Source organism: Halopseudomonas salina, from assembly GCF_008641105.1.
Genome location: NZ_VTTI01000003.1, coordinates 301,580 through 319,682, shown reverse-complemented (window position 1 = coordinate 319,682; position 18,103 = coordinate 301,580). Strand labels below are relative to the sequence as shown.

18 protein-coding genes and 1 tRNA gene are annotated in these 18,103 nt (G+C 57.7%); 10 read left to right on the top strand and 9 right to left on the bottom strand.

Translation table 11 applies throughout. The features are described 5' to 3' along the window. Nucleotides 1-11: 11 nt before the first annotated feature. On the bottom strand, nucleotides 12-524 hold the full coding sequence (locus FZF01_RS06800; protein ID WP_223825425.1) for an anti-virulence regulator CigR family protein: 513 nt from the start codon (nucleotides 522-524) through the stop codon (nucleotides 12-14). 401 nt (nucleotides 525-925) lie between these two features. Between FZF01_RS06800 and FZF01_RS06795 the strand changes: the two genes are divergently transcribed. From FZF01_RS06795 to FZF01_RS06775, 5 genes are all read left to right on the top strand, one after another. Next, nucleotides 926-2,353 (top strand): MFS transporter, encoded by a 1,428-nt coding sequence (locus tag FZF01_RS06795; protein ID WP_150277385.1) that lies wholly within the window; start codon nucleotides 926-928, stop codon nucleotides 2,351-2,353. A gap of 132 nt (nucleotides 2,354-2,485) precedes the next feature. After that, a complete protein-coding gene (locus tag FZF01_RS06790; protein WP_150277384.1) occupies nucleotides 2,486-4,363 on the top strand; it encodes an MFS transporter in 1,878 nt (625 codons plus the stop codon). Then, nucleotides 4,360-5,337, top strand: a complete 978-nt coding sequence (locus FZF01_RS06785) for a DUF2157 domain-containing protein (RefSeq protein WP_150277383.1) — start codon at nucleotides 4,360-4,362, stop codon at nucleotides 5,335-5,337. Before FZF01_RS06790 ends, FZF01_RS06785 begins: the two co-directional genes overlap by 4 nt. Next, the gene (locus tag FZF01_RS06780; RefSeq protein WP_150277382.1) at nucleotides 5,334-6,395 is read left to right on the top strand and encodes a DUF4401 domain-containing protein; all 1,062 of its coding nucleotides are present in this window, start codon (nucleotides 5,334-5,336) and stop codon (nucleotides 6,393-6,395) included. Before FZF01_RS06785 ends, FZF01_RS06780 begins: the two co-directional genes overlap by 4 nt. After that, nucleotides 6,392-6,910 (top strand): GDYXXLXY domain-containing protein, encoded by a 519-nt coding sequence (locus FZF01_RS06775; RefSeq protein ID WP_150277381.1) that lies wholly within the window; start codon nucleotides 6,392-6,394, stop codon nucleotides 6,908-6,910. Before FZF01_RS06780 ends, FZF01_RS06775 begins: the two co-directional genes overlap by 4 nt. 142 nt (nucleotides 6,911-7,052) lie before the next feature. Here FZF01_RS06775 and FZF01_RS06770 read toward each other — a convergent pair whose 3' ends face one another. From FZF01_RS06770 to msrB, 4 genes are all read right to left on the bottom strand, one after another. Beyond that, nucleotides 7,053-7,244, bottom strand: a complete 192-nt coding sequence (locus FZF01_RS06770; RefSeq protein WP_150277380.1) for a hypothetical protein — start codon at nucleotides 7,242-7,244, stop codon at nucleotides 7,053-7,055. A gap of 103 nt (nucleotides 7,245-7,347) precedes the next feature. Further along, nucleotides 7,348-7,827: an FKBP-type peptidyl-prolyl cis-trans isomerase gene (locus FZF01_RS06765; protein ID WP_150277379.1), complete on the bottom strand. Its 480-nt coding sequence runs from the start codon at nucleotides 7,825-7,827 to the stop codon at nucleotides 7,348-7,350. Between the two features lie 82 nt (nucleotides 7,828-7,909). Continuing rightward, entirely contained in the window at nucleotides 7,910-8,431 is a 522-nt protein-coding gene (gene msrA / locus FZF01_RS06760) for a peptide-methionine (S)-S-oxide reductase MsrA (protein ID WP_188434299.1), read from the bottom strand. A 107-nt stretch (nucleotides 8,432-8,538) separates the two neighbouring features. After that, nucleotides 8,539-9,063, bottom strand: coding sequence for a peptide-methionine (R)-S-oxide reductase MsrB (gene msrB / locus FZF01_RS06755; protein ID WP_150277377.1), 525 nt, complete (start codon nucleotides 9,061-9,063; stop codon nucleotides 8,539-8,541). A gap of 213 nt (nucleotides 9,064-9,276) precedes the next feature. Here msrB and FZF01_RS06750 point away from each other — a divergent pair, with 213 nt between their 5' ends. Further along, nucleotides 9,277-10,539 carry a serine hydrolase domain-containing protein gene (locus FZF01_RS06750; RefSeq protein ID WP_150277376.1) on the top strand — a complete coding sequence of 421 codons (1,263 nt, stop codon included), beginning with the start codon at nucleotides 9,277-9,279 and terminating at the stop codon, nucleotides 10,537-10,539. Between the two features lie 28 nt (nucleotides 10,540-10,567). Here FZF01_RS06750 and FZF01_RS19770 read toward each other — a convergent pair whose 3' ends face one another. Both FZF01_RS19770 and argF read right to left on the bottom strand, forming a co-directional pair. Further along, nucleotides 10,568-11,695, bottom strand: a complete 1,128-nt coding sequence (locus FZF01_RS19770; RefSeq protein WP_150277375.1) for an ABC transporter ATP-binding protein — start codon at nucleotides 11,693-11,695, stop codon at nucleotides 10,568-10,570. Between the two features lie 13 nt (nucleotides 11,696-11,708). After that, nucleotides 11,709-12,614, bottom strand: a complete 906-nt coding sequence (gene argF, locus FZF01_RS06740; protein WP_150277374.1) for an ornithine carbamoyltransferase — start codon at nucleotides 12,612-12,614, stop codon at nucleotides 11,709-11,711. Nucleotides 12,615-12,875: 261 nt separating this feature from the next. On the opposite strand from argF, the gene FZF01_RS06735 reads away from it, so the two are divergent. After that, complete coding sequence (locus tag FZF01_RS06735; RefSeq protein WP_150277373.1) at nucleotides 12,876-14,966, top strand: molybdopterin oxidoreductase family protein; 2,091 nt, start codon at nucleotides 12,876-12,878, stop codon at nucleotides 14,964-14,966. Nucleotides 14,967-15,054: 88 nt separating this feature from the next. After that, nucleotides 15,055-15,375, top strand: a complete 321-nt coding sequence (grxD, locus tag FZF01_RS06730; protein ID WP_150277372.1) for a Grx4 family monothiol glutaredoxin — start codon at nucleotides 15,055-15,057, stop codon at nucleotides 15,373-15,375. 59 nt (nucleotides 15,376-15,434) lie between these two features. On the opposite strand, the gene FZF01_RS06725 is transcribed toward grxD, so the two are convergent. After that, on the bottom strand, nucleotides 15,435-16,643 hold the full coding sequence (locus FZF01_RS06725; RefSeq protein WP_150277371.1) for a molybdopterin molybdotransferase MoeA: 1,209 nt from the start codon (nucleotides 16,641-16,643) through the stop codon (nucleotides 15,435-15,437). Continuing rightward, the gene (moaB, locus tag FZF01_RS06720; protein ID WP_150277370.1) at nucleotides 16,640-17,176 is read right to left on the bottom strand and encodes a molybdenum cofactor biosynthesis protein B; all 537 of its coding nucleotides are present in this window, start codon (nucleotides 17,174-17,176) and stop codon (nucleotides 16,640-16,642) included. The genes FZF01_RS06725 and moaB overlap by 4 nt, the downstream gene beginning before the upstream one ends. A gap of 68 nt (nucleotides 17,177-17,244) precedes the next feature. On the opposite strand from moaB, the gene mobA reads away from it, so the two are divergent. Continuing rightward, nucleotides 17,245-17,832 (top strand): molybdenum cofactor guanylyltransferase MobA, encoded by a 588-nt coding sequence (mobA, locus tag FZF01_RS06715; protein ID WP_223825424.1) that lies wholly within the window; start codon nucleotides 17,245-17,247, stop codon nucleotides 17,830-17,832. A 78-nt stretch (nucleotides 17,833-17,910) separates the two neighbouring features. Next, a tRNA-Pro gene (locus FZF01_RS06710) sits at nucleotides 17,911-17,987 on the top strand. Nucleotides 17,988-18,103: the final 116 nt, after the last annotated feature.

Here is an 18,103-nt window from a genome sequence, read left to right as displayed (position 1 = left end):
AGGGGCAAGGGCTAACGCAAAATACTGTCGATGATGGTTTCGATAATACCGGTAGTGGTGTTGATCAGCACTGCATCGGTACCCACTTGTCGCCAGTCATAACCGGGATAACTCGGTAGTCTGGATTGCACGCGGGAATCAAACTTCTTGGCAATGCCGGGGGGCAGTGGTTTGCCACGGGCCAGATTCTTGCGTATGCCAGGAGGCAACGAATCGTCAGCGCTAACGTAGTCCCGCTGATCGCGGAATATTTCGCGGATGACCGCTTCCTCGATAGTGATGTTTCGGGTTTCAGGTGTTGCGTTGCTACCGTTGCGTGACTGGTAACGATCGTCGTCACGCTCATGATTCTTGTGGTCTTTTTTGTCCTTGCGATAGTCCTTTTCAGCATGTTGATCATGTTTGCCCGGATGACCGTCGGGCTTTCCGCGGTTCTCGGGGGGCTGTGCGCCAATGCTCATAGAGCCAAAGCCCAGGGCCAGCGTCATCAAGGTGACGGTAATGCGGGGAGGTCCGTTTTTCATGTGTTTCTCCTGTTCAAGTGTAAGACAGCGATTTGGCCTTTCAGTTCATAGTTGCTCTGGACGCGCCCTGCTTGTATATGTCGCACCGGGACTGGCCTTGCATAAGGGCGCTGAATAAGCTGCATCGCAATCGCTGATAGTGGCTCGATCTACTGTCAGGCAGGGCCATTGCGCTTGCATACTGGCATTGTGGTAATGCGATTGATTCAAGATCTGACTTCATGGTCGACTTTGGTTGTATTGCGCTCCAGCTTCTCTAGAATCGCCGTTGAGGCACAATGAATGTGTCATGGTGCGGCAGTCGGACGAATCGCCAGAAGTACCCAGTGTTCGGATAACAATAACAGGCAGTTTCGCCCATAGTTTGGGTTGAATTCGAGCCGTTTGCGCGGGAGTAAGGTATGAGTCAAGACGGGATCTTGAAGCGTTCGACCCTGATGATCCACGGGTCCATCGGTATGCCGTTGGCCATTATTGGTTATCCGCTGGTTGTCTACCTTCCTCCCTTCTATGCCGGTGAAATGGGCATGAACATGGGTTTGGTGGCGCTGGTGCTAGTACTGGCACGTTTTTCCGATGTCGTAACCGACCCGCTTATCGGAACCATCAGCGACCGTTGGAGTACCCGCTTCGGCCGCCGCAAGCCATGGATATTTGTTGGCACACCGTTAGTGTTGATCGGCACGGTGATGCTGTTCATGCCGCCTGAAGGCGTCGGCGTCGGACATCTGCTGTTCTGGACGGTGTTCATGTACCTGGGATGGACCATGGTGACCCTGCCCTATGGTGCCTGGGGTGCAGAGCTGTCGCCGCTGTACCATCAGCGAAGCAGAGTAACAGCCTCGCGTGAAGGCTATGTGCTGATAGGCTTGTTCCTGGCTGCTCTGGCGCCGGCGATCATTCAGGCGATGGCAGGTCGGTTTGCCGAGGGGCACACCGATGGCTTCTTCATGCGCTTCATCATCTGGCTGCTGGGCACTGATGGCGAGCTGACCCGTGGTTACGGTCCGATCCTTGGGGGTATGGCCTGGTTGTTTATCGTCACTTTGCCGATCACGGTATTTCTGGCGCTGGCCTTTGTCCGCGAGGCGCCGTCGAAAACGGTACAGAAGACCGAGTGGAAAAAGGGCCTGAAGGTGCTCAAGTACAACGGGCCATTCAAACGCATGATGTTGATGTTGCTGATCGTGGTCACGGGGGAGTCTTTCCGTAATGCGTTGTCGGTATTCTTCATGCAGCACGTATTGCAGATTCAGTCCTATATCGGGCTGATGTACCTGATCTATTTCGGTATCGGTATTCTGGGTATTCCTTTCTGGTTGATCCTCGGCAAGAAGATCGGCAAGCACAAGGCGTTCTGTGTGGCTGTCGGGGTATCCAGTGCCAGTATTCTGGGCATGTTTTTTCTACAGGCGGGTCAGGTGGTGCCGTTTGCGATCATGTTTGCGCTGAAGGGTTTCTGTTTCGCCGCGTTCCAGTTTCTGCCGCTGGCCATGCTGGCGGATATCGTCGATGTGGATACGGCGCGCAGCAAGGAGCATCGCACTGGCTTGTTTTTTGCGATGTCGGGCATGGCGCAGAAAATGGCCATGGCACTGGGTCTTGGCCTGTCGCTGGGTCTGCTATGGCTGGTCGGCTTCAACGCCCAGGCCACAGTACACGATGACACCCAGCTGATGGCCCTGCGTGTTCTGTATATTCTCGGACCGGTGACCTTGTACATGATCGCCTTTGCCATCGCCTGGAAATACCCGCTGACCTCCGAGCGTCACGAGCGTATTCATCAATGGATCCAGCGCCGGAACGTGCGTCTGGAGGTCCAGCCCTGAGGAGTGGTGCTATTGCCTGGCCGGTCGCTTTTCATTGACCGTCCGGGCTATGCGCAACCATATCCGGATGTGCCTTTGTTCCGCTATGCTGCCATCCAACAGGAAGGTCAGGCACAAAAGGATAGAGCCCGGATGTCACAGCAGTCTCAGTTCAGTCTCCTGGAAAAGCGGCGGTTCCTGCCGTTTTTTCTTACCCAGTTTTTTGGGGCCTTCAACGACAACGTTTTCAAGCAGGCCCTGATCCTGGCGATCCTGTTCAAGATCACCGTGCTTGCCGACCGCGACGTGCTGATCAATCTCAGCGCGATGCTGTTCATTCTGCCGTTTTTTCTTTTCTCAGCCCTCGGCGGTCAATTTGGCGAAAAGTTTGCCAAGGACTCCCTGATCCGCATGATCAAGCTCGGTGAGATCGGGATCATGCTGGTGGGTGCGGCAGGGCTCTGGTTAGGCAGCTTGCCCCTGTTGCTCGCCGTGCTGTTTGCGATGGGGACCCAGTCGGCGTTATTCGGGCCGGTGAAGTACTCGATACTGCCTCAGCATCTGCACCCTGACGAACTGATTGGCGGTAACGCCCTGGTCGAAATGGGGACTTTCCTGGCGATCCTGGGCGGCACTCTCTACGCCGGTCTGCTCATGTCGAGGGAGGCCTGGGCTGGCTGGGTGGCAGGATCGGTGTTGGTGTTGGCGGCACTTGGCTTCGCCACCAGCTTCTGGATCCCGCGGGCCCACGCGGCAATGCCGGAGTTGAAGATCGATTGGAACATCTTTCGTCATTCCTGGGCCATCCTGCATCTGGGTCTTGTGCAACAGGTCCCTTCGGTCTCGCGGTCACTGCTTGGCAACTCCTGGTTCTGGTTCCTCGGTGCCACCTATCTGACCCAGATACCTGCGTTTGCCAAGGATTACCTGCACGGTGATGAAAGTGTCGTCACGCTGATCCTGACAGTCTTCTCCGTGGGTATCGCTACCGGTTCGCTCTTGTGCGAGCGCATGTCCGGGCGCAAGGTCGAGATTGGTCTGGTGCCCTTTGGCTCACTGGGGCTGACCGTGTTCGGCCTCCTGCTCTGGTGGGGCTCGAGCGCTGTACCGGCTGCGCACGACACCTACGGTTGGCTGCAGTTAATGGCGCTGCCTTCAGCCTGGTGGATCATGGGCTGCATCCTTGGTATCGGGGTTTTTGGTGGGTTATATATCGTGCCCCTCTATGCGCTCATCCAGTCGCGCACCAGCGAGAACGAGCGGGCCCGGGTGATAGCGGCCAACAATATTCTCAACGCCTTGCTGATGGTGCTGTCGGCCATCATCGCCATAGTGCTGCTCACGGTGGCAGAGCTGTCGATTCCCCAGCTGTTTTTGGTCATCTCGTTGATGAACGTCGCGGTGAGCGCCTATATTTACAGTATCGTGCCGGAGTTCGGCATGCGCTTTCTGATCTGGTTGCTCGGCCACTCGCTATACCGGGTGGAGCACCAGAATCTGCAGGCGATCCCCGAGGAAGGCCCGTGTCTGCTGATATGCAACCATGTGTCCTTTGTCGACGCCATGCTGATCGGCGGAGCGGTACGGCGACCCGTACGGTTCGTCATGTATCACCGAATCTACGACTTGCCGGTACTCAATTTTGTTTTCCGCACGGCGGGTGCAGTCCCGATTGCGCCGCGGGACGAGAATGCCGAAATCTACGAGGCCGCTTTCCAGCGGATCGGCGCGTACCTTGATGCCGGCGAAGTGGTCTGTATCTTCCCCGAGGGAAAATTGACCACAGACGGCGAGATCAACGCTTTTCGCAATGGCATGGCCCGCGTGCTCGAACACAACCCTGTGCCGGTTGTTCCGATGGCGCTACGTGGGCTCTGGGGCAGCTTTTTCAGCCGTCACCCGCACAAGGGATTCTGCCGCCGTTTCTGGTCGCGGGTGTGCCTTGTGGCAGGTGACCCGGTACCGGCCGACCAGGTGACAGCGCAGTTGATGGAAAGCCGCGTAGCCGAGCTCAGGGGAGACGCTGCGTGAGACGGTCCCTCGGGCACAAGGAGCAGATATATGCCTGGGCCGAGGAAGGATTGCTGGACAAGCATCAGTTGGATGCCCTGGCTGCGCAGGATCCTCTGGCCCCGGACGGTGCCCAGTGGCAAAAGGGTATCGAGCAAGTCGCCACCGCCGCTGGTCTGGTACTGCTTGGCGCGGGCGTGCTCTTTTTCTTTGCCTGGAACTGGGCGGACATGCATCGATTGGCAAAGCTCGCCCTGGCATTGATGGGGTTCTCGAGCTTCGCTGTACTGTCTGCCTGGGCTACTCCCGCCTCGGTTCTGTACCGCTCCGCCATGTTTGGCTGCTGCATCGCCACCGGTGCACTGTTGGCGTTGATCGGCCAGACCTATCAGACCGGCTCGGATATCTGGCAGCTCTTTGCAGTATGGGCGGTGCTAACCCTTCCCTGGGCCTTGCTGGCCAGATCGAACGCTTGCTGGGGGCTGTTCTGGGCGGTGGGCAATTTTGCTCTGTGCGCCTTCTTAGCCCAGTCGCGCTGGCAGGGGCTGTACGCCGGGTTGCAGGCATACCAGGCGCTGTTGGTGGTGGCAGCGGCCAACGCTGCGTTATTGCTGGTTTTCGACCGCTTCGACACCTTACTGCTTGCGTACCCGCGACGCTCCATCCAACGGCTGGCGTGTCTGGGCGTGCTGTCTGCACTGGGCTGCGGCGCTGCTGCAGCCTGGTGGGAGACAGATCTTGCGGCGCTGCTACTGGCCTTTATGGTGGTGAGTGCAGCCATGCTTTTTTACTTCCACCAGCGATGCCGAGATCTTCCGGTGCTGGCGCTGATTCTATTCTGGATGATCGTGGTGGCGACCTCGGGCCTGGTGAATCTGTCGATCGATGCTGATGAAACCTTTTTCCTGCTCAACGGCATAGGTTTGTTTGTATTGGTCAGCAGCGGCCTTGCGGCCCTCTGGCTTACCCGGCTGTCGCGGGAGTCGATAGGGTGAGCGGAAAGGAGCTGGCAAAGCTGCTGGATCAGATGCAAGCCCAGTTGCATCTTGATGCCTCTCAGCGCGAGCGTCTTGGGGCGGGATCCCAGACTCCCTGGTGGCTTTCGGGGTTGCTTGGTCTCGCCGCCTGGGTATCCTCTGTGCTCTTCATCCTGTCATTTCTCGGGCCCTGGCTTGCACTTATTGAAGGCACTGTGGGGCGCGCAGTGGCGGGTGTACTGCTGATCCTGGCCGCCGTGTATTTGTTTCGAAGGCGTCAGCCCTTTACCAATCAGATGGGGCTGGCTCTGTCGCTGACGGGGCATGGGCTGCTTCTGTTCGTGGTTGCTGATCGGCTGGGGAGCGATCCGGATACCTTGCGACCGGTGGCGTTGCTGGGTTTGCTCATCGCCACAGGTCTGCTGTGGTTGCCGTCATCGTTTCTGCATCGTCATGTCTGTGCGCTGCTGATGCTGGTCAGCACTGGTGTGCTGATAGGTTCAGGGGCGGCTCTGGCTATCTATGGGGTAGCCCTTGCGGCGCTGGCGTGTGTGCTCTGGTTGTGCCGTCAGCGCTGGGCGACACACTCACAGGCGCAGCGTATACGCGCTCTGACGGATGCCGCGACCCTGCTCTCGCTACTGCTGGCGCTGATGCCCCATGAGCAATTGTTTCATCATATGGTCGAATTTCAGATGCTTGAAGCCGGGCACTGGTCCGATGCGATCTATCCTGCGGGGGTGGGCGCTGTGTTGCTGGGCGTCGTGGCCTGGCTTGGGCGACGAACGGCGGGGCTGGAGTACGGGTTGGCTCTGGCGGTAAGCGCGCTGGTGGCGTTGCTGTCGCATTCGGCTCCGGGATTGGTGTTGAGCCTGGCACTCGCGCTCGCCCTGTTCCATGCCGGTAACCGCACCTGGCTATTACTGATGCCGGCCTTTGCGAGCTTCTACCTTTTTGTTCTGTATTACAGCCTGCACATCAGTCTGTTACACAAGTCATTGCTGATGATAGCCTGTGGGGTTGTGCTACTGGCGGTGGCACGGTTCATAGCCCTTCGGGCGAGGAGACGCGCATGAGTCGATACAGATTGCGCGGCGCCATTTTTGCCGCCTGGGCTCTGGTGGTCGCCGTTGCGCTGGTGGCGGTGCAAGGGCATGAGCAAACGCTCGCGGAGGGTGAGCTGGCTTTGCTCCAGTTGGCCCCGGTTGACCCCAGGTCACTGATGCAGGGTGATTACATGGCGCTGCGCTTTGCAGCGGATGGCGAGCTGGGCTTGCTGTCGGAGGCGGAGGCGAAGGATGTCGAGACGATGCCGAGCTTTGCCCACTTCACGCTAGACGAGCAGCGCCGAGCGGACTTTGCGGGAGTAGGAGATACCCCGGCCAGAGGGCGCGATACAATCAGTATGCGCATCCGCAGGATCGATGGTGGTTATTCGATTGGTCCCAACGCATTTTTCTTTCAGGAAGGTACGGGAGAGCAATTTGAGGCGGCGCAGTGGGGCGGGTTCAAAGTGGCTGATGACGGCACGGCACTACTGGTTTCGCTGCATGACGCCGAACTGCAAATGATCGGATCGCAGCAACGCTAGGGGCCTGAATCGTGGCAGGCATCGCCAGGTATCGTCGAACAATGAGAATTGAAATAGCTGCAGGGGCAGAGGCAGCGGGCAGGGGTAGAAAGGGGTTGCCTGCCAGGCTTGCGCCCGGCTCTGGCGATACTACGGGTTGAAACTATTTGGCGGCCGGGCGACCTGGGCGTGGTGCGCCATAAACCTGGCCGCTCTTGCCGTTGGGGATCTTCTGGATTTCACCGCCTGAGGCGAGAAACGCGTCGATCTGATTATCGATTGACTTGCTGGTGGCGACTGCTGCGTCGGCCTTGCGTTTGCTTGGGGCGGTTTTGGGTGCGGGTTTGGCTGTCATGAATACCTGCCTGAATAAAAGTAGTCGGGCATTTTACACTTTTTTCTTGCATTTTGCTACGCAATTGTTTAGCGGATGCGTGAAATACCCTGGCTGCCGATTCTCAGTGCTGGTGCCCGCCATCCCCGTGGGCATGTCCGTGGGCCAGCTCGTCTTCGCTTGCTTCGCGTACTGAAAGGATTTCGACTTCAAATGTCAGGTCCTTGCCAGCCAACGGATGATTACTGTCTACAGTTGCCTGTGAAAGCCCCACCTTGACTACCGTCACCTGGCGCTGACCTTCTTCGGTCTGGATGATGGCTACCATGCCAGGCTTCCATTTCTTGGCGCCATGCAGGTGCTTGACCTGAACCTTCTGCAGCGCGTTTTCTTCCCGCGGACCGTAGGCCTTGTCCATGGGTAGTTCAACGCTGAAGGTGTCGCCAGTCGCATGACCTTCCATAGCGTCAACCAGACCCTCAACCAGGCCGGGCTGGCCATGGAGATAAAGTACGGGCTGGTGGTCATGGGAGCTTTCCAGAACACCTGTGGCGTCTGAAAGGGTGTAGTGAAACTGCACTACCGTATTCTTGGCGATCTGCATCGTATGGTTTCCGCTCGGGCTGGGTGTTGTATACCCGCCATTATCACGCCCGAGCGACTTAATTCCAACTGGTAGGCCCGGTTTACTGACGCTGCGCACCCCAAAGCTCGTCGAGGCGTGCATCGCGGCCACAGGTGGTGCGGTAGTAGCGATAGCGCAAAGGATTCTTCTGGTAATAGTCCTGGTGATATTCCTCGGCCGGGTAGAACGCTGTCTTCGGCAGAAGGTCTGTCACAATCGGCTTGTCGAGTCGGTCAGTGGCGGCAACATTCTCTCTGGATTGCTCGATAATCTGTTTTTCCTGCTCATTGCCGTAAAACAGCGCGGTACGGTACTGGGCGCCCCGATCACAGAACTGACCACCGGCATCCAGTGGGTCGACTGTCAGCCAGTAGTAATCCACCAGAGACTTGAAGTCGATCTGAGCCGGATCGTAGAACACCGCAACGGCTTCGATGTGGTCGGTCTTGCCTGACGACACGGCCTCATAATTAGCCGTTTGCGCGTCGCCGGCAATGTAGCCTGAAAGCGTCAGAAGAACGCCGGTTTTCTTGTCGAAATCCGCCTCGGTGCACCAGAAACAGCCGCCTGCAAACACAGCCATTTCACTTCCCTGCGGCCCGTCTGAGGCCAGTACAGGCTGGTTTGCCAAAGCGACCTGCTGTCCCAGTCCGACCAAGAGCAGCATTCCCATTAATAGTCGACGCATTATCAACCCCTCAATTCGGGCAGGTCATCACCCTCAGGCACAAAATCAAGCGCGACACCATTATTACACCAGCGCTCCCCCCTTGGTGGAGGCCCGTCATTGAATACATGGCCCTGATGACCGCCGCAGCGGGCGCAATGGTATTCGGTGCGGGGCCAGATCATGCTGTAGTCCTGCTTGGTACCCATATGGCCTTCGATGGGTTGAGTGAAGCTAGGCCAGCCCGTACCGCTGTCGAACTTGTGTTCACTTGCGAACAGCGGCAGGTAGCAGGCCGCACATACATAAGTGCCTGACTCGTAAACCTTGTCCAGCGGGCTGCTGCCGGGCCGTTCCGTGGACTCCTCGAACAGGACTTCATAGGCCTGTTCGGATACCTTGTCGCGCCAGTAACTGTGGGGTCTGTCGAGCGGTTCAAACTGCATGAGGGGCTCCGTACTGCCGGTGGTCTGGGCAAAGCTGGTGCGCACCAGCAGGGGTAATGCGGGCAACGCCAACAAGCCCGTCAGAAGCGTTCTGCGATTCATGATATTTCCCGATTGAAGAATCTCCACATCAGACTAGTCCTGCCGGTGTCCATTACAAAGTGTCGGATCATTTCAGGACGTGTAATTTGTGCGTTTGCGCGTGATCGAATCCCACTAGTGGCTATATATCCAGACAATTTACGAATATGCTTCCATCGCAACTTCGATGAAAGGGTTGCGTGCACAACAATATCGATAACAGCAGAGGTTTTGATGAGACATCTATCTTTTCGCAGCACTGTGCTGCTTCCCGTAGTGGGGATTGCGGCAAGCATTGCCGCTCTGGCCATGCCACTGCATGCTCAGGAGCAAAGCTCGGAGCAGTACCAGATTTCTACTCCGCGTTTGCAGATGATGGGGCAGGCCATGCACGCTCAGGTGGCTGAAGAGAAGCTTGCTGGCATCGCCACGCTAGTGTGGCAGGGTAACCAGATCGTCCATCGTGATCAGGCGGGTTACCTAAATGTGGAGCAACAACAGCCGCTGACTGACGACACCATTTACAAGATTTTTTCCCTGACCAAGCCCATAACCGGTACCGCATTACTTATGCTGCACGAGGCCGGTCACTTCAACCTGGACGATCCGGTTGAAAAATACCTGCCCGAGCTGGCGGGTCTGCAAGTCGAGATTGCCGACGGCCCTGATGGCGAGTTGCGCACCGAGCCGGCGAATCATCCAGTCACTGTCCGCGAGTTGATGACTCATACTGCGGGCTTCACCTATGGCCGTTTCTCCGAGTCGCAAACCGACCGCTTGTATGTCGAGAATGACCTGCAGAATATCGACTCCACTCTGGCAGAAATGGTCGCGAAGCTTGGCGCTTTGCCCCTGCGTCAGCAGCCGGGTACGAAGTGGCATTACAGCGTAGCGGTGGATATTCAGGCGCGCCTGGTTGAGGTCTTTTCTGGTATGCCCTTCGACGAGTTCCTGCAAACACGCATTTTCACACCCTTGAAAATGGTGGATACCGGATTTTATGTGCCGGAGAGCAAGCAGGATCGGTTTGCGGTTTCCTACACGCCAACCGAGGATAGTCTCAAGCCGTACCCAAATGAGCCCTGGTTGAGCAAACCATCGTTTCTCAACGGCGGCGGCGGTCTGGTTTCAACCATGGATGACTATTTGCGCTTCGCCCGCATGCTGTTGAATGAAGGTGAGCTGGACGGGGTACGGCTACTCAAACCTGAAACCGTCGAGATGATGCGCAGCAACCAGTTGCCGGCAGGCGTTGCCGGTCCCGACTGGGCGCCGGGCAATGAATTCGGCTTGAACGTGGCAGTGGTCAACGACAGTGAGAAAGCGCAATACCTGCCGGTCGGCACCTATTGGTGGTGGGGGATTCATGGCCCCTGGGCCTGGATTGATCCGGCCAACGACATTATCGTACTGGGCATGATGCAGAATACCGACTACCGGCATTCACGCGTGGTACACGGGACTGTTAGCAATATCCTCTACCGCCCCGCACCCTGATGCAGGCGCGCCGCGGGCGATAGTCAGGCTATCGCTCGTCGGCGTCCGGCTTGGCCGCGTCGAGCATCTGCTCGAGGGGAAGCTGGGCATGCACATTGACGCTGCCCTGGGCGGTAAACACCACCAGGTGATCGGCAGCAATGCGGATGCCGACGTTTTCTCCCAACGGGTGATCATCGTGGCTGGGGAAAATAGCCTCGAGAATACTGCCGGTGGGCAACTGCAGACGGTACATCGTCGTGGCGCCGAGGAATGTCTTGCCAACGATACTCGCCTTCAACGGGCTGTCATCCTGGCCGACGATGTCGTCAGGCCTTAGTAGCACATCCACTGCGCTGCCAGCCTGTAGCTTGTAGGCACGGTTGCCGCGGATGACCCCGAGTTCGGTCTGCACCGTATCCGGTGAAAGCAATTGCCCGCGGATGAAATAGCCCTGGCCGATGAAGCTGGCAACAAAGGGCGTCGCTGGCTCGTGATAAAGGTTATAGGGGGAGTCCCACTGCTGCAGCTTGCCGTCGCGCAGGACGCCCACATGGTCGCTGACCGCAAATGCCTCGCTCTGATCGTGGGTCACCAGCAGTGCGCTGATACCCCTTTGCTTGAGAATATCGCGAACCTCTCCGGACAGTCTGCGGCGTAACTCGCCGTCCAGATTGGAGAAAGGTTCGTCCAGCAGCAGCAGCTCGGGATCGGGGGCCAGCGCGCGTGCCAGAGCTACACGCTGTTGTTGACCGCCGGACAACTCATGGGGATAGCGTTTACCCAGCTGGGTCAGTTTCACCAGGTCCAGCAGCTCTTCGACAATCCGCTTGCGTTCGGGATGCCGATTGATCCCGAAGGCGACGTTGTCGTGCACTGTAAGGTGAGGGAAAAGAGCGTAGTCCTGGAAGACCATGCCAATGCGGCGCTGTTCGGGGGGAATGTGCCTGCCCGGACTGGACAGCCGTTCTCCGTTCAACTTGATCTCACCGCCGGTAACCAGCTCAAAGCCTGCGATCGCCCGCAAGATGGTGGTCTTGCCGCATCCGGAGGGGCCAAGCAGGCAGCCGATGTCGCCATTGCGCAGATGGATATCAAGCCCTGTTACCACGGGCTGACCAGCGTAGCCGCAAGCCAGCTGGTTCAGCTCTAGAACGATGCTTTGGGTGTCTGGCATGGTGACTCCTGGATCAGTCGGCGAGCAGAAATTCCACCAGGGCTTTCTGGGCGTGCAGGCGGTTTTCTGCCTGTTGCCAAACAACGCTGCGCGGGTCTTCCATGATCTGATCGTTTACTTCCTCGCCACGGTGGGCGGGTAAGCAGTGCATGAACAATACCGACTCGTCGGCGTGATCGAGCATTGCCGGGGTGACCTGGTAGGGTGCGAAGCGCTTGAGGCGCGCTTGAGCTTCATCTTCCTGCCCCATGGATGCCCAGACGTCGGTATTGACCAGGTGAGCGCCGGCCACCGCTTCCAACGGGTCACGGGTCACGGTGACCCTGTCACCTGCCTGGTCAAGGAACGCTTTATCCGGTTCATAACCCTCCGGACATGCTACCCGCAGATTGAAATCGAACTGGATCGCCGCCTGGATGAAGGTGTTGCACATGTTATTGCCATCACCGACCCAGGCAACTGTCTTGCCCTGAATGCTGCCGCGATGTTCCAGATAGGTCTGCATATCGGCCAACAGTTGGCAGGGGTGCAGGTCGTCGCTAAGTCCATTGATTACCGGTACGCGGGAATATTGAGCGAAGGTCTCCAGGTCCTGATGGGCGAAGGTCCGGATCATCACCGCATCGCACATGCTGGACAATACCCGGGCACTATCTTCGATCGGCTCACCGCGGCCTAGCTGGGTGTCCCGCGGGGACAGGAATATAGCCTGACCGCCCAGTTGAATCATGCCTGCCTCAAAGGACACGCGAGTACGCGTTGATGCTTTTTCGAAAATCATCGCCAGTACACGGTTTTTCAACGGCTCGTAGATGACGCCCTGCTGGTGCAGCGACTTGAGTTCGACGCCTCGTTTGATCAGTCCGATCAACTCGGCCTGCGAGCAGTCCATCAACGAAAGAAAGTGCCGTACAGTCATGTTTACTACCTGGAAAGTGGCCGGTCAGGAACCGGAAACAGAAAGCCCTACCGTGACCCAAAGGCCCGATATAAGCCAAACCCGAAAATAGAAGGGGCTGATCTTATCGGTAAAATCTGCTGTAAGGCAAATACCCATGGGAGCTCTATGGATGCTCCGGCAGATCAGGGCAATGAATGCTGACGTATTTTGCCCCTTGTCGCCCTATCCCGCTGGGCCTAGAGTTGAGGGCTAAAAATATCTCACAATAGAGACACCTTCATGCCTGTTACCCATTTCCGTGCGTGCCACCTGTGCGAGGCCATATGCGGCCTTGCTATTGAAACCGAGGGGGATCGCATTCTCTCGATCAAGGGCGACGCCCAGGATCCGTTCAGCCGAGGCCATATCTGCCCCAAGGCAATTGCCCTGCAGGATATCCAGAATGACCCACAGCGGCTACGCATGCCAGTCAAGAAAGTGGGCGACGCCTGGGAGCAGATCGGCTGGGAAGAAGCCTTTGACCTGATCGCCGAGCGGCTCGCCGGGATTCAGGCGGAGCACGGGCGTAACTCGGTAGGCGTGTATATGGGCAATCCCAATGTGCACAACTATGGGTCCATGACCCACGGTAACTACTTTCTCGGCCAACTGCGCACTCGGCAGCGGTATTCCGCTACCTCGGTAGACCAGTTGCCGCACCATCTGATCTCCCTGTGGATGTATGGTCACATGCTCGCCATACCCATTCCGGATATCGACCACACTGATTTTTTCCTGATGCTGGGTGCCAATCCGATGGCGTCCAATGGCAGCATCATGACGGTGCCCGATGTGGGTAAGCGCATCAAGGCCCTCAAGGCACGCGGCGGGAAACTGGTTGTGGTGGATCCGCGACGCAGCGAGACAGCAGAGCAGGCCAGCGAACATCTGTTTATCCAGCCCGGTACTGATGCTGCGCTTTTACTGGCGCTGCTCAATACGCTATTTGAAGAAGGGCTGGGCAAAACCAGTCCGGCCCTTCAGGCCACCGTGGGCATGGAGGAGGTAAAGGCTGCAGTGGCCGCTTTTACGGCTGAAGCCATGGCTGAGCACTGCGGAATCGATGCCCGGCAAATCCGGCAGCTGGCACGTGACTTTGCCGCGGCCCAGAGTGCTGTTTGCTATGGCCGTATGGGTGTCTCGGTGCAGCGTTACGGCACCCTGTGCCAATGGTTGATCCAGATAATCAACCTGGTTACCGGCAACCTGGATCAGCCAGGTGGAGCGCTGTGTACCGAACCGGCCTTTGATGTGGTGTCAGGCAAGCCTGGCCACTTCGATCAATGGCGCAGCCGAGTATCCAACCTGCCGGAATTCAATGGCGAGCTGCCGGTTGCGGCACTGGCCGAAGAAATTTTCACCCCCGGGGAAGGGCAGATCCGCGCGCTGGTGACCTCCGCAGGTAACCCGGTGCTCTCAACGCCGAACGGTCGTCAGCTCGACCGTGCCCTGGATAGTCTGGAATTTATGGTGAGCGTTGATCTGTACATCAACGAAACGACTCGCCATGCCGATATCATCCTGCCACCCACGTCCTCCCTTGAGCACGATCACTACGACATCACCTTCAATACCTTTGCGGTGCGCAATGTCACGCGGATAAATCAACCGATTCTGTCCAAACCCGAAGGCGCTCTGCATGACTGGGAAATTTTTGTCGGGCTGGGCAGGGCATTCGCACGGGTTACAGGGCAAGAGGCACGCGCGACTATGCCGCCGGCCCAGATGATCGATGCAGGGCTGCGTTCGGGCCCCTATGGCGATCGGTTAAGCCTCGAGGTTTTGGAGCAGAATCCCCATGGAATTGACCTGGGCCCACTCAAGCCCAATCTGCTAAGCAGGTTAAGAACCGACAGTGGTCAAATCGAGTGTGCACCGCAAACCATGCTCGAAGATTTACAGCGCTTTGCCACAGATATCGACCAGCTGAGACCGCGTGAGGGTGAATTACGGCTGATCGGCCGTCGACACGTACGCAGCAACAACTCCTGGATGCACAACTATCAACGGCTGGTAAAGGGCAAACCGCGCGATCAATTGCTTATGCACCCGGATGATCTTGCCCGTCGCGGCCTGGCTGACGGCCAGCAGGTGGTGGTGCGCTCCCGCGTAGGTGAGGTCACAGTGATGGTCAACGCCAGCGACGAAATGCTCGCCGGGGTCGTCAGTCTGCCCCATGGTTGGGGCCATAACCGCCCCGGTACATCGCAGGATACAGCCACTAAGCACGCAGGTGTCAGCGCCAATGACCTTACCGATGAGTGCTACCTGGACCCGGTTACCGGGAACGCTGCGCTCAACGGCGTGACTGTGGAGGTGGTAGCGGCATAAGGCCTGCGAGTATTTACGGCCAGCTTAATGCGCTACAATGACGCGATTTGCAGGCCAGCTTGCCTTCATCAGCTACCGAGGAAGAATCATGGAAACTATCGATACCATTAAAGAACAGATTGGCAAGAACCCCGTCCTGATCTATATGAAGGGTGCTCCTAACGCTCCCCAATGCGGCTTCTCTGCCCGCGCCGTACAGGCATTGATGGCCTGCGGCGAAAAATTCGCTTATGTGGATATCCTGCAGAATCCGGATATTCGCACCGAGCTGCCCAAGTACGCCAACTGGCCGACGTTTCCGCAGCTCTGGATTGGTGGTGAGTTGGTAGGCGGTAGCGACATCATCATCGAACTGCATGAATCCGGCGAGTTGAGCAATCTGGTCAAGGCCGCCGTCAACCCGGAGTAAGGGAGCGTTCAAGTTACCACCCGCGCCAGCCCACAGGGGCTGGCGCGGGTTTTTTGTGCCTAATCGAACAGACCTTCGAATGGCAGAAAGGATAACGGATCGCCTGTATTTACCGTCGTTCCAGCCTTGATGCAGACAAGACCACTAGCCTCACTCGCGCTGCTCAGTACGCCTGAGCTCTGATTGCCGGCCAGTAGCACCCGGCCATTGTCCAGCCGCGCTCTGAGGTACTCATCCCGATTACCGACCCGTTTCCAGTCAAACCCTGCAGCCACATCCAGCGTCAGCGCAGCCACGTCACGCACGCCAAGCCGGCGCAAGAGGTAGGGCCTTACCAGAAGCAGAAAAGTGACCAGCACCGCAGCCGGATTGCCCGGCAGGCCCAGTACTGGCGTACCGGAAAAGCGCGCTAGGGTAAACGGCTTGCCCGGCTTGATAGCCAACTTCCACATGTCCAGCTCACCATACTCGCGCAGTGTCTGCCCCAGAAAATCAGCCTCTCCTACCGACACACCACCGGAGGTGATGATTACATCAGCTCGGCCGGCCAGACTTTGTAGTGTTGTACGGGTCGACTCAGGGTCGTCTTCGAGAATGCCGGCATCCACCACCTGCTGTCCCAGGCGCTGCAGGCAGCCGATCAGGGTGTAGCGGTTGCTGTTGAATATCTGTCCAGGACCCAGCGGTTGACCCGGTTCCACCAGTTCATCACCGGTGGAGAGCACGGCCACGCGCAAGGGCTTGAACACATCGACGGCATCCATGCCGACCGACGCGATCAGGCCCAGGTCTTGAGGTCTGAGGCGTATACCAGGCTCAAGCAGAACGTTGCCGGCGCGGATGTCCTGACCCTGCGGCCGAATGTTCTGGCCCGGTCGCACTGCATTGGCGAAGTGCGCCAGGCCCTGATCATCGACGCTGATATTTTCCTGCATTTCGACCGCATTGGCGCCTGCAGGGATTGGCGCGCCGGTGAAGATACGCGCGCAGGTGCCGCGTACGAGCGGTGCCGGTGCCATGCCCGCGGTAATTCGCTGGCTCACCGGCAAGCCGGTTTGCGCTGCGTCGATCAGGTCTTCAGTGTGCAGCGCATAACCGTCCATCGCACTGTTATCCCAGGGCGGGACGTCATGCGCAGAATGCAACGGCCTGGCAAGCACGCGGCCCAGTGCATCTTCCAGTTTAAGTGTCTCGGTGTCCGGCAGTTTTTCGCTCGCCGCACTGGCCAGCACACGATGCAATGCGTCGTTAACGGCCATCAGACTCATGAGCGTGCTCCGCAGGCAGGCGCGGCGGCTAGATGCTGAACAAAATTGCAGGGGCGGGTTCGGCTATCGAGTTGTTCCCGCAATATGCGATCCCAGGCTGTGCGGCAGGCCCCGGTGGAACCCGGCATGCATACCACCAGGGTACGATTGGCCAGACCCGCCAATGCCCTTGATTGCAGTGTAGAGGTGCCGATTTCCTCCCAGGATACGTGGCGGAACAGCTCGCCAAAGCCGTCGACCAACTTGTCGAGCAATGGCGTGACCGCTTCAGGTGTGCTGTCACGGCCGGTAAAACCGGTACCGCCGGTGATCAGGATGACCTGCACATCGGGTCGCACTATCCAGTCCGACACCACTGCACGTATCCGGTAGATATCGTCGGGATGCAGCTGTCGATCGGCAAGAACGTGACCTGCAACCTTGACGTTATCTGACAGAAACTGGCCTGAGCTGTCGGTATCCAGGTTACGGGTATCGCTGACGGTCAGCACGGCAATATTCAATGGGACGAATTCGGCAGTATCATGGGCCATTGCAGAGTATCCTTTTTGGCAATTTTTCACGCGCTGTTATATCACAGCGCAGCAATGGGAGGCGGCTGGTGGGGGCAGTAAATATCTTCAGATTGAGTGCTTTGCTGCTCGCGGGAGGCCAGGGAAGCCGCCTTGGCGGTCGTGACAAAGGCCTGATGCCATGGCGTGGTGAACCCATAGCAGCTCGGCTGACCGCCCTTATCACCGGGGTCGCCAGCGAAGTTCTGATCAGCTGCAATCGCAATCAGGACATCTATCAGCAGTGGGCCGACCAGGTGATCCTTGACGATGAACCCGATTTTCCCGGGCCACTCGCCGGAATCCTTGCCGGCCTGCGTGCCTGCAACGGCACACATCTGCTGGTTGTTCCCTGTGACATGCCGCAAGTTGATGCTGAGCTGCTGTTGTTGCTGGTCGATCAGGCGCGCAGCCTGCCTGCCAAAGTCTGTCTGGTGCGCGCAGGAGAGCAATGGCAACCACTTTTGACAGTGATACCCAGTGCCCTGCTGCCGGATTTGCAATTGGCCTGGAGCTTAGGTCAACGCAGCCCTTTGCGCTGGCTGCTGAACCAGCCACATGCCATCGTTCAACTGGACCTTGATGACCCCCGACTATGCAACGCCAACACCCCAGCGCAATGGCTTATGGAAAGCTAACTCACTGCTAGAACAGCCTTTTTTTGCAGCAGGGGTATTGTGAACAAGGCTCTTTTGGGTAAAATGCCGACACATCATCGGGGTGTAGCGCAGCCTGGTAGCGCGTCTCGTTCGGGACGAGAAGGTCGCTGGTTCGATTCCAGTCTCCCCGACCAATGCCCTGTTTCTGGTTGTCTCTCTACTTATCCAGAAACCCACAAAAGCCCGCCTCGTGCGGGTTTTTGCGTTTTTGCTTTTGTTGTTCCTGGCTACGGGTTTTCATCATTAATTC

Coding starts and splice junctions, on each gene's coding strand:
- FZF01_RS06800 (WP_223825425.1), bottom strand. CDS start 524: ATGAAAAACGGACCTCCCCGCATTACCGTCACCTTGATGACGCTGGCC.
- FZF01_RS06795 (WP_150277385.1), top strand. CDS start 926: ATGAGTCAAGACGGGATCTTGAAGCGTTCGACCCTGATGATCCACGGG.
- FZF01_RS06790 (WP_150277384.1), top strand. CDS start 2,486: ATGTCACAGCAGTCTCAGTTCAGTCTCCTGGAAAAGCGGCGGTTCCTG.
- FZF01_RS06775 (WP_150277381.1), top strand. CDS start 6,392: ATGAGTCGATACAGATTGCGCGGCGCCATTTTTGCCGCCTGGGCTCTG.
- FZF01_RS06770 (WP_150277380.1), bottom strand. CDS start 7,244: ATGACAGCCAAACCCGCACCCAAAACCGCCCCAAGCAAACGCAAGGCC.
- FZF01_RS06765 (WP_150277379.1), bottom strand. CDS start 7,827: ATGCAGATCGCCAAGAATACGGTAGTGCAGTTTCACTACACCCTTTCA.
- msrA (WP_188434299.1), bottom strand. CDS start 8,431: ATGGCTGTGTTTGCAGGCGGCTGTTTCTGGTGCACCGAGGCGGATTTC.
- msrB (WP_150277377.1), bottom strand. CDS start 9,063: ATGAATCGCAGAACGCTTCTGACGGGCTTGTTGGCGTTGCCCGCATTA.
- FZF01_RS06750 (WP_150277376.1), top strand. CDS start 9,277: ATGAGACATCTATCTTTTCGCAGCACTGTGCTGCTTCCCGTAGTGGGG.
- FZF01_RS19770 (WP_150277375.1), bottom strand. CDS start 11,695: ATGCCAGACACCCAAAGCATCGTTCTAGAGCTGAACCAGCTGGCTTGC.
- argF (WP_150277374.1), bottom strand. CDS start 12,614: ATGACTGTACGGCACTTTCTTTCGTTGATGGACTGCTCGCAGGCCGAG.
- FZF01_RS06735 (WP_150277373.1), top strand. CDS start 12,876: ATGCCTGTTACCCATTTCCGTGCGTGCCACCTGTGCGAGGCCATATGC.
- grxD (WP_150277372.1), top strand. CDS start 15,055: ATGGAAACTATCGATACCATTAAAGAACAGATTGGCAAGAACCCCGTC.
- FZF01_RS06725 (WP_150277371.1), bottom strand. CDS start 16,643: ATGAGTCTGATGGCCGTTAACGACGCATTGCATCGTGTGCTGGCCAGT.
- moaB (WP_150277370.1), bottom strand. CDS start 17,176: ATGGCCCATGATACTGCCGAATTCGTCCCATTGAATATTGCCGTGCTG.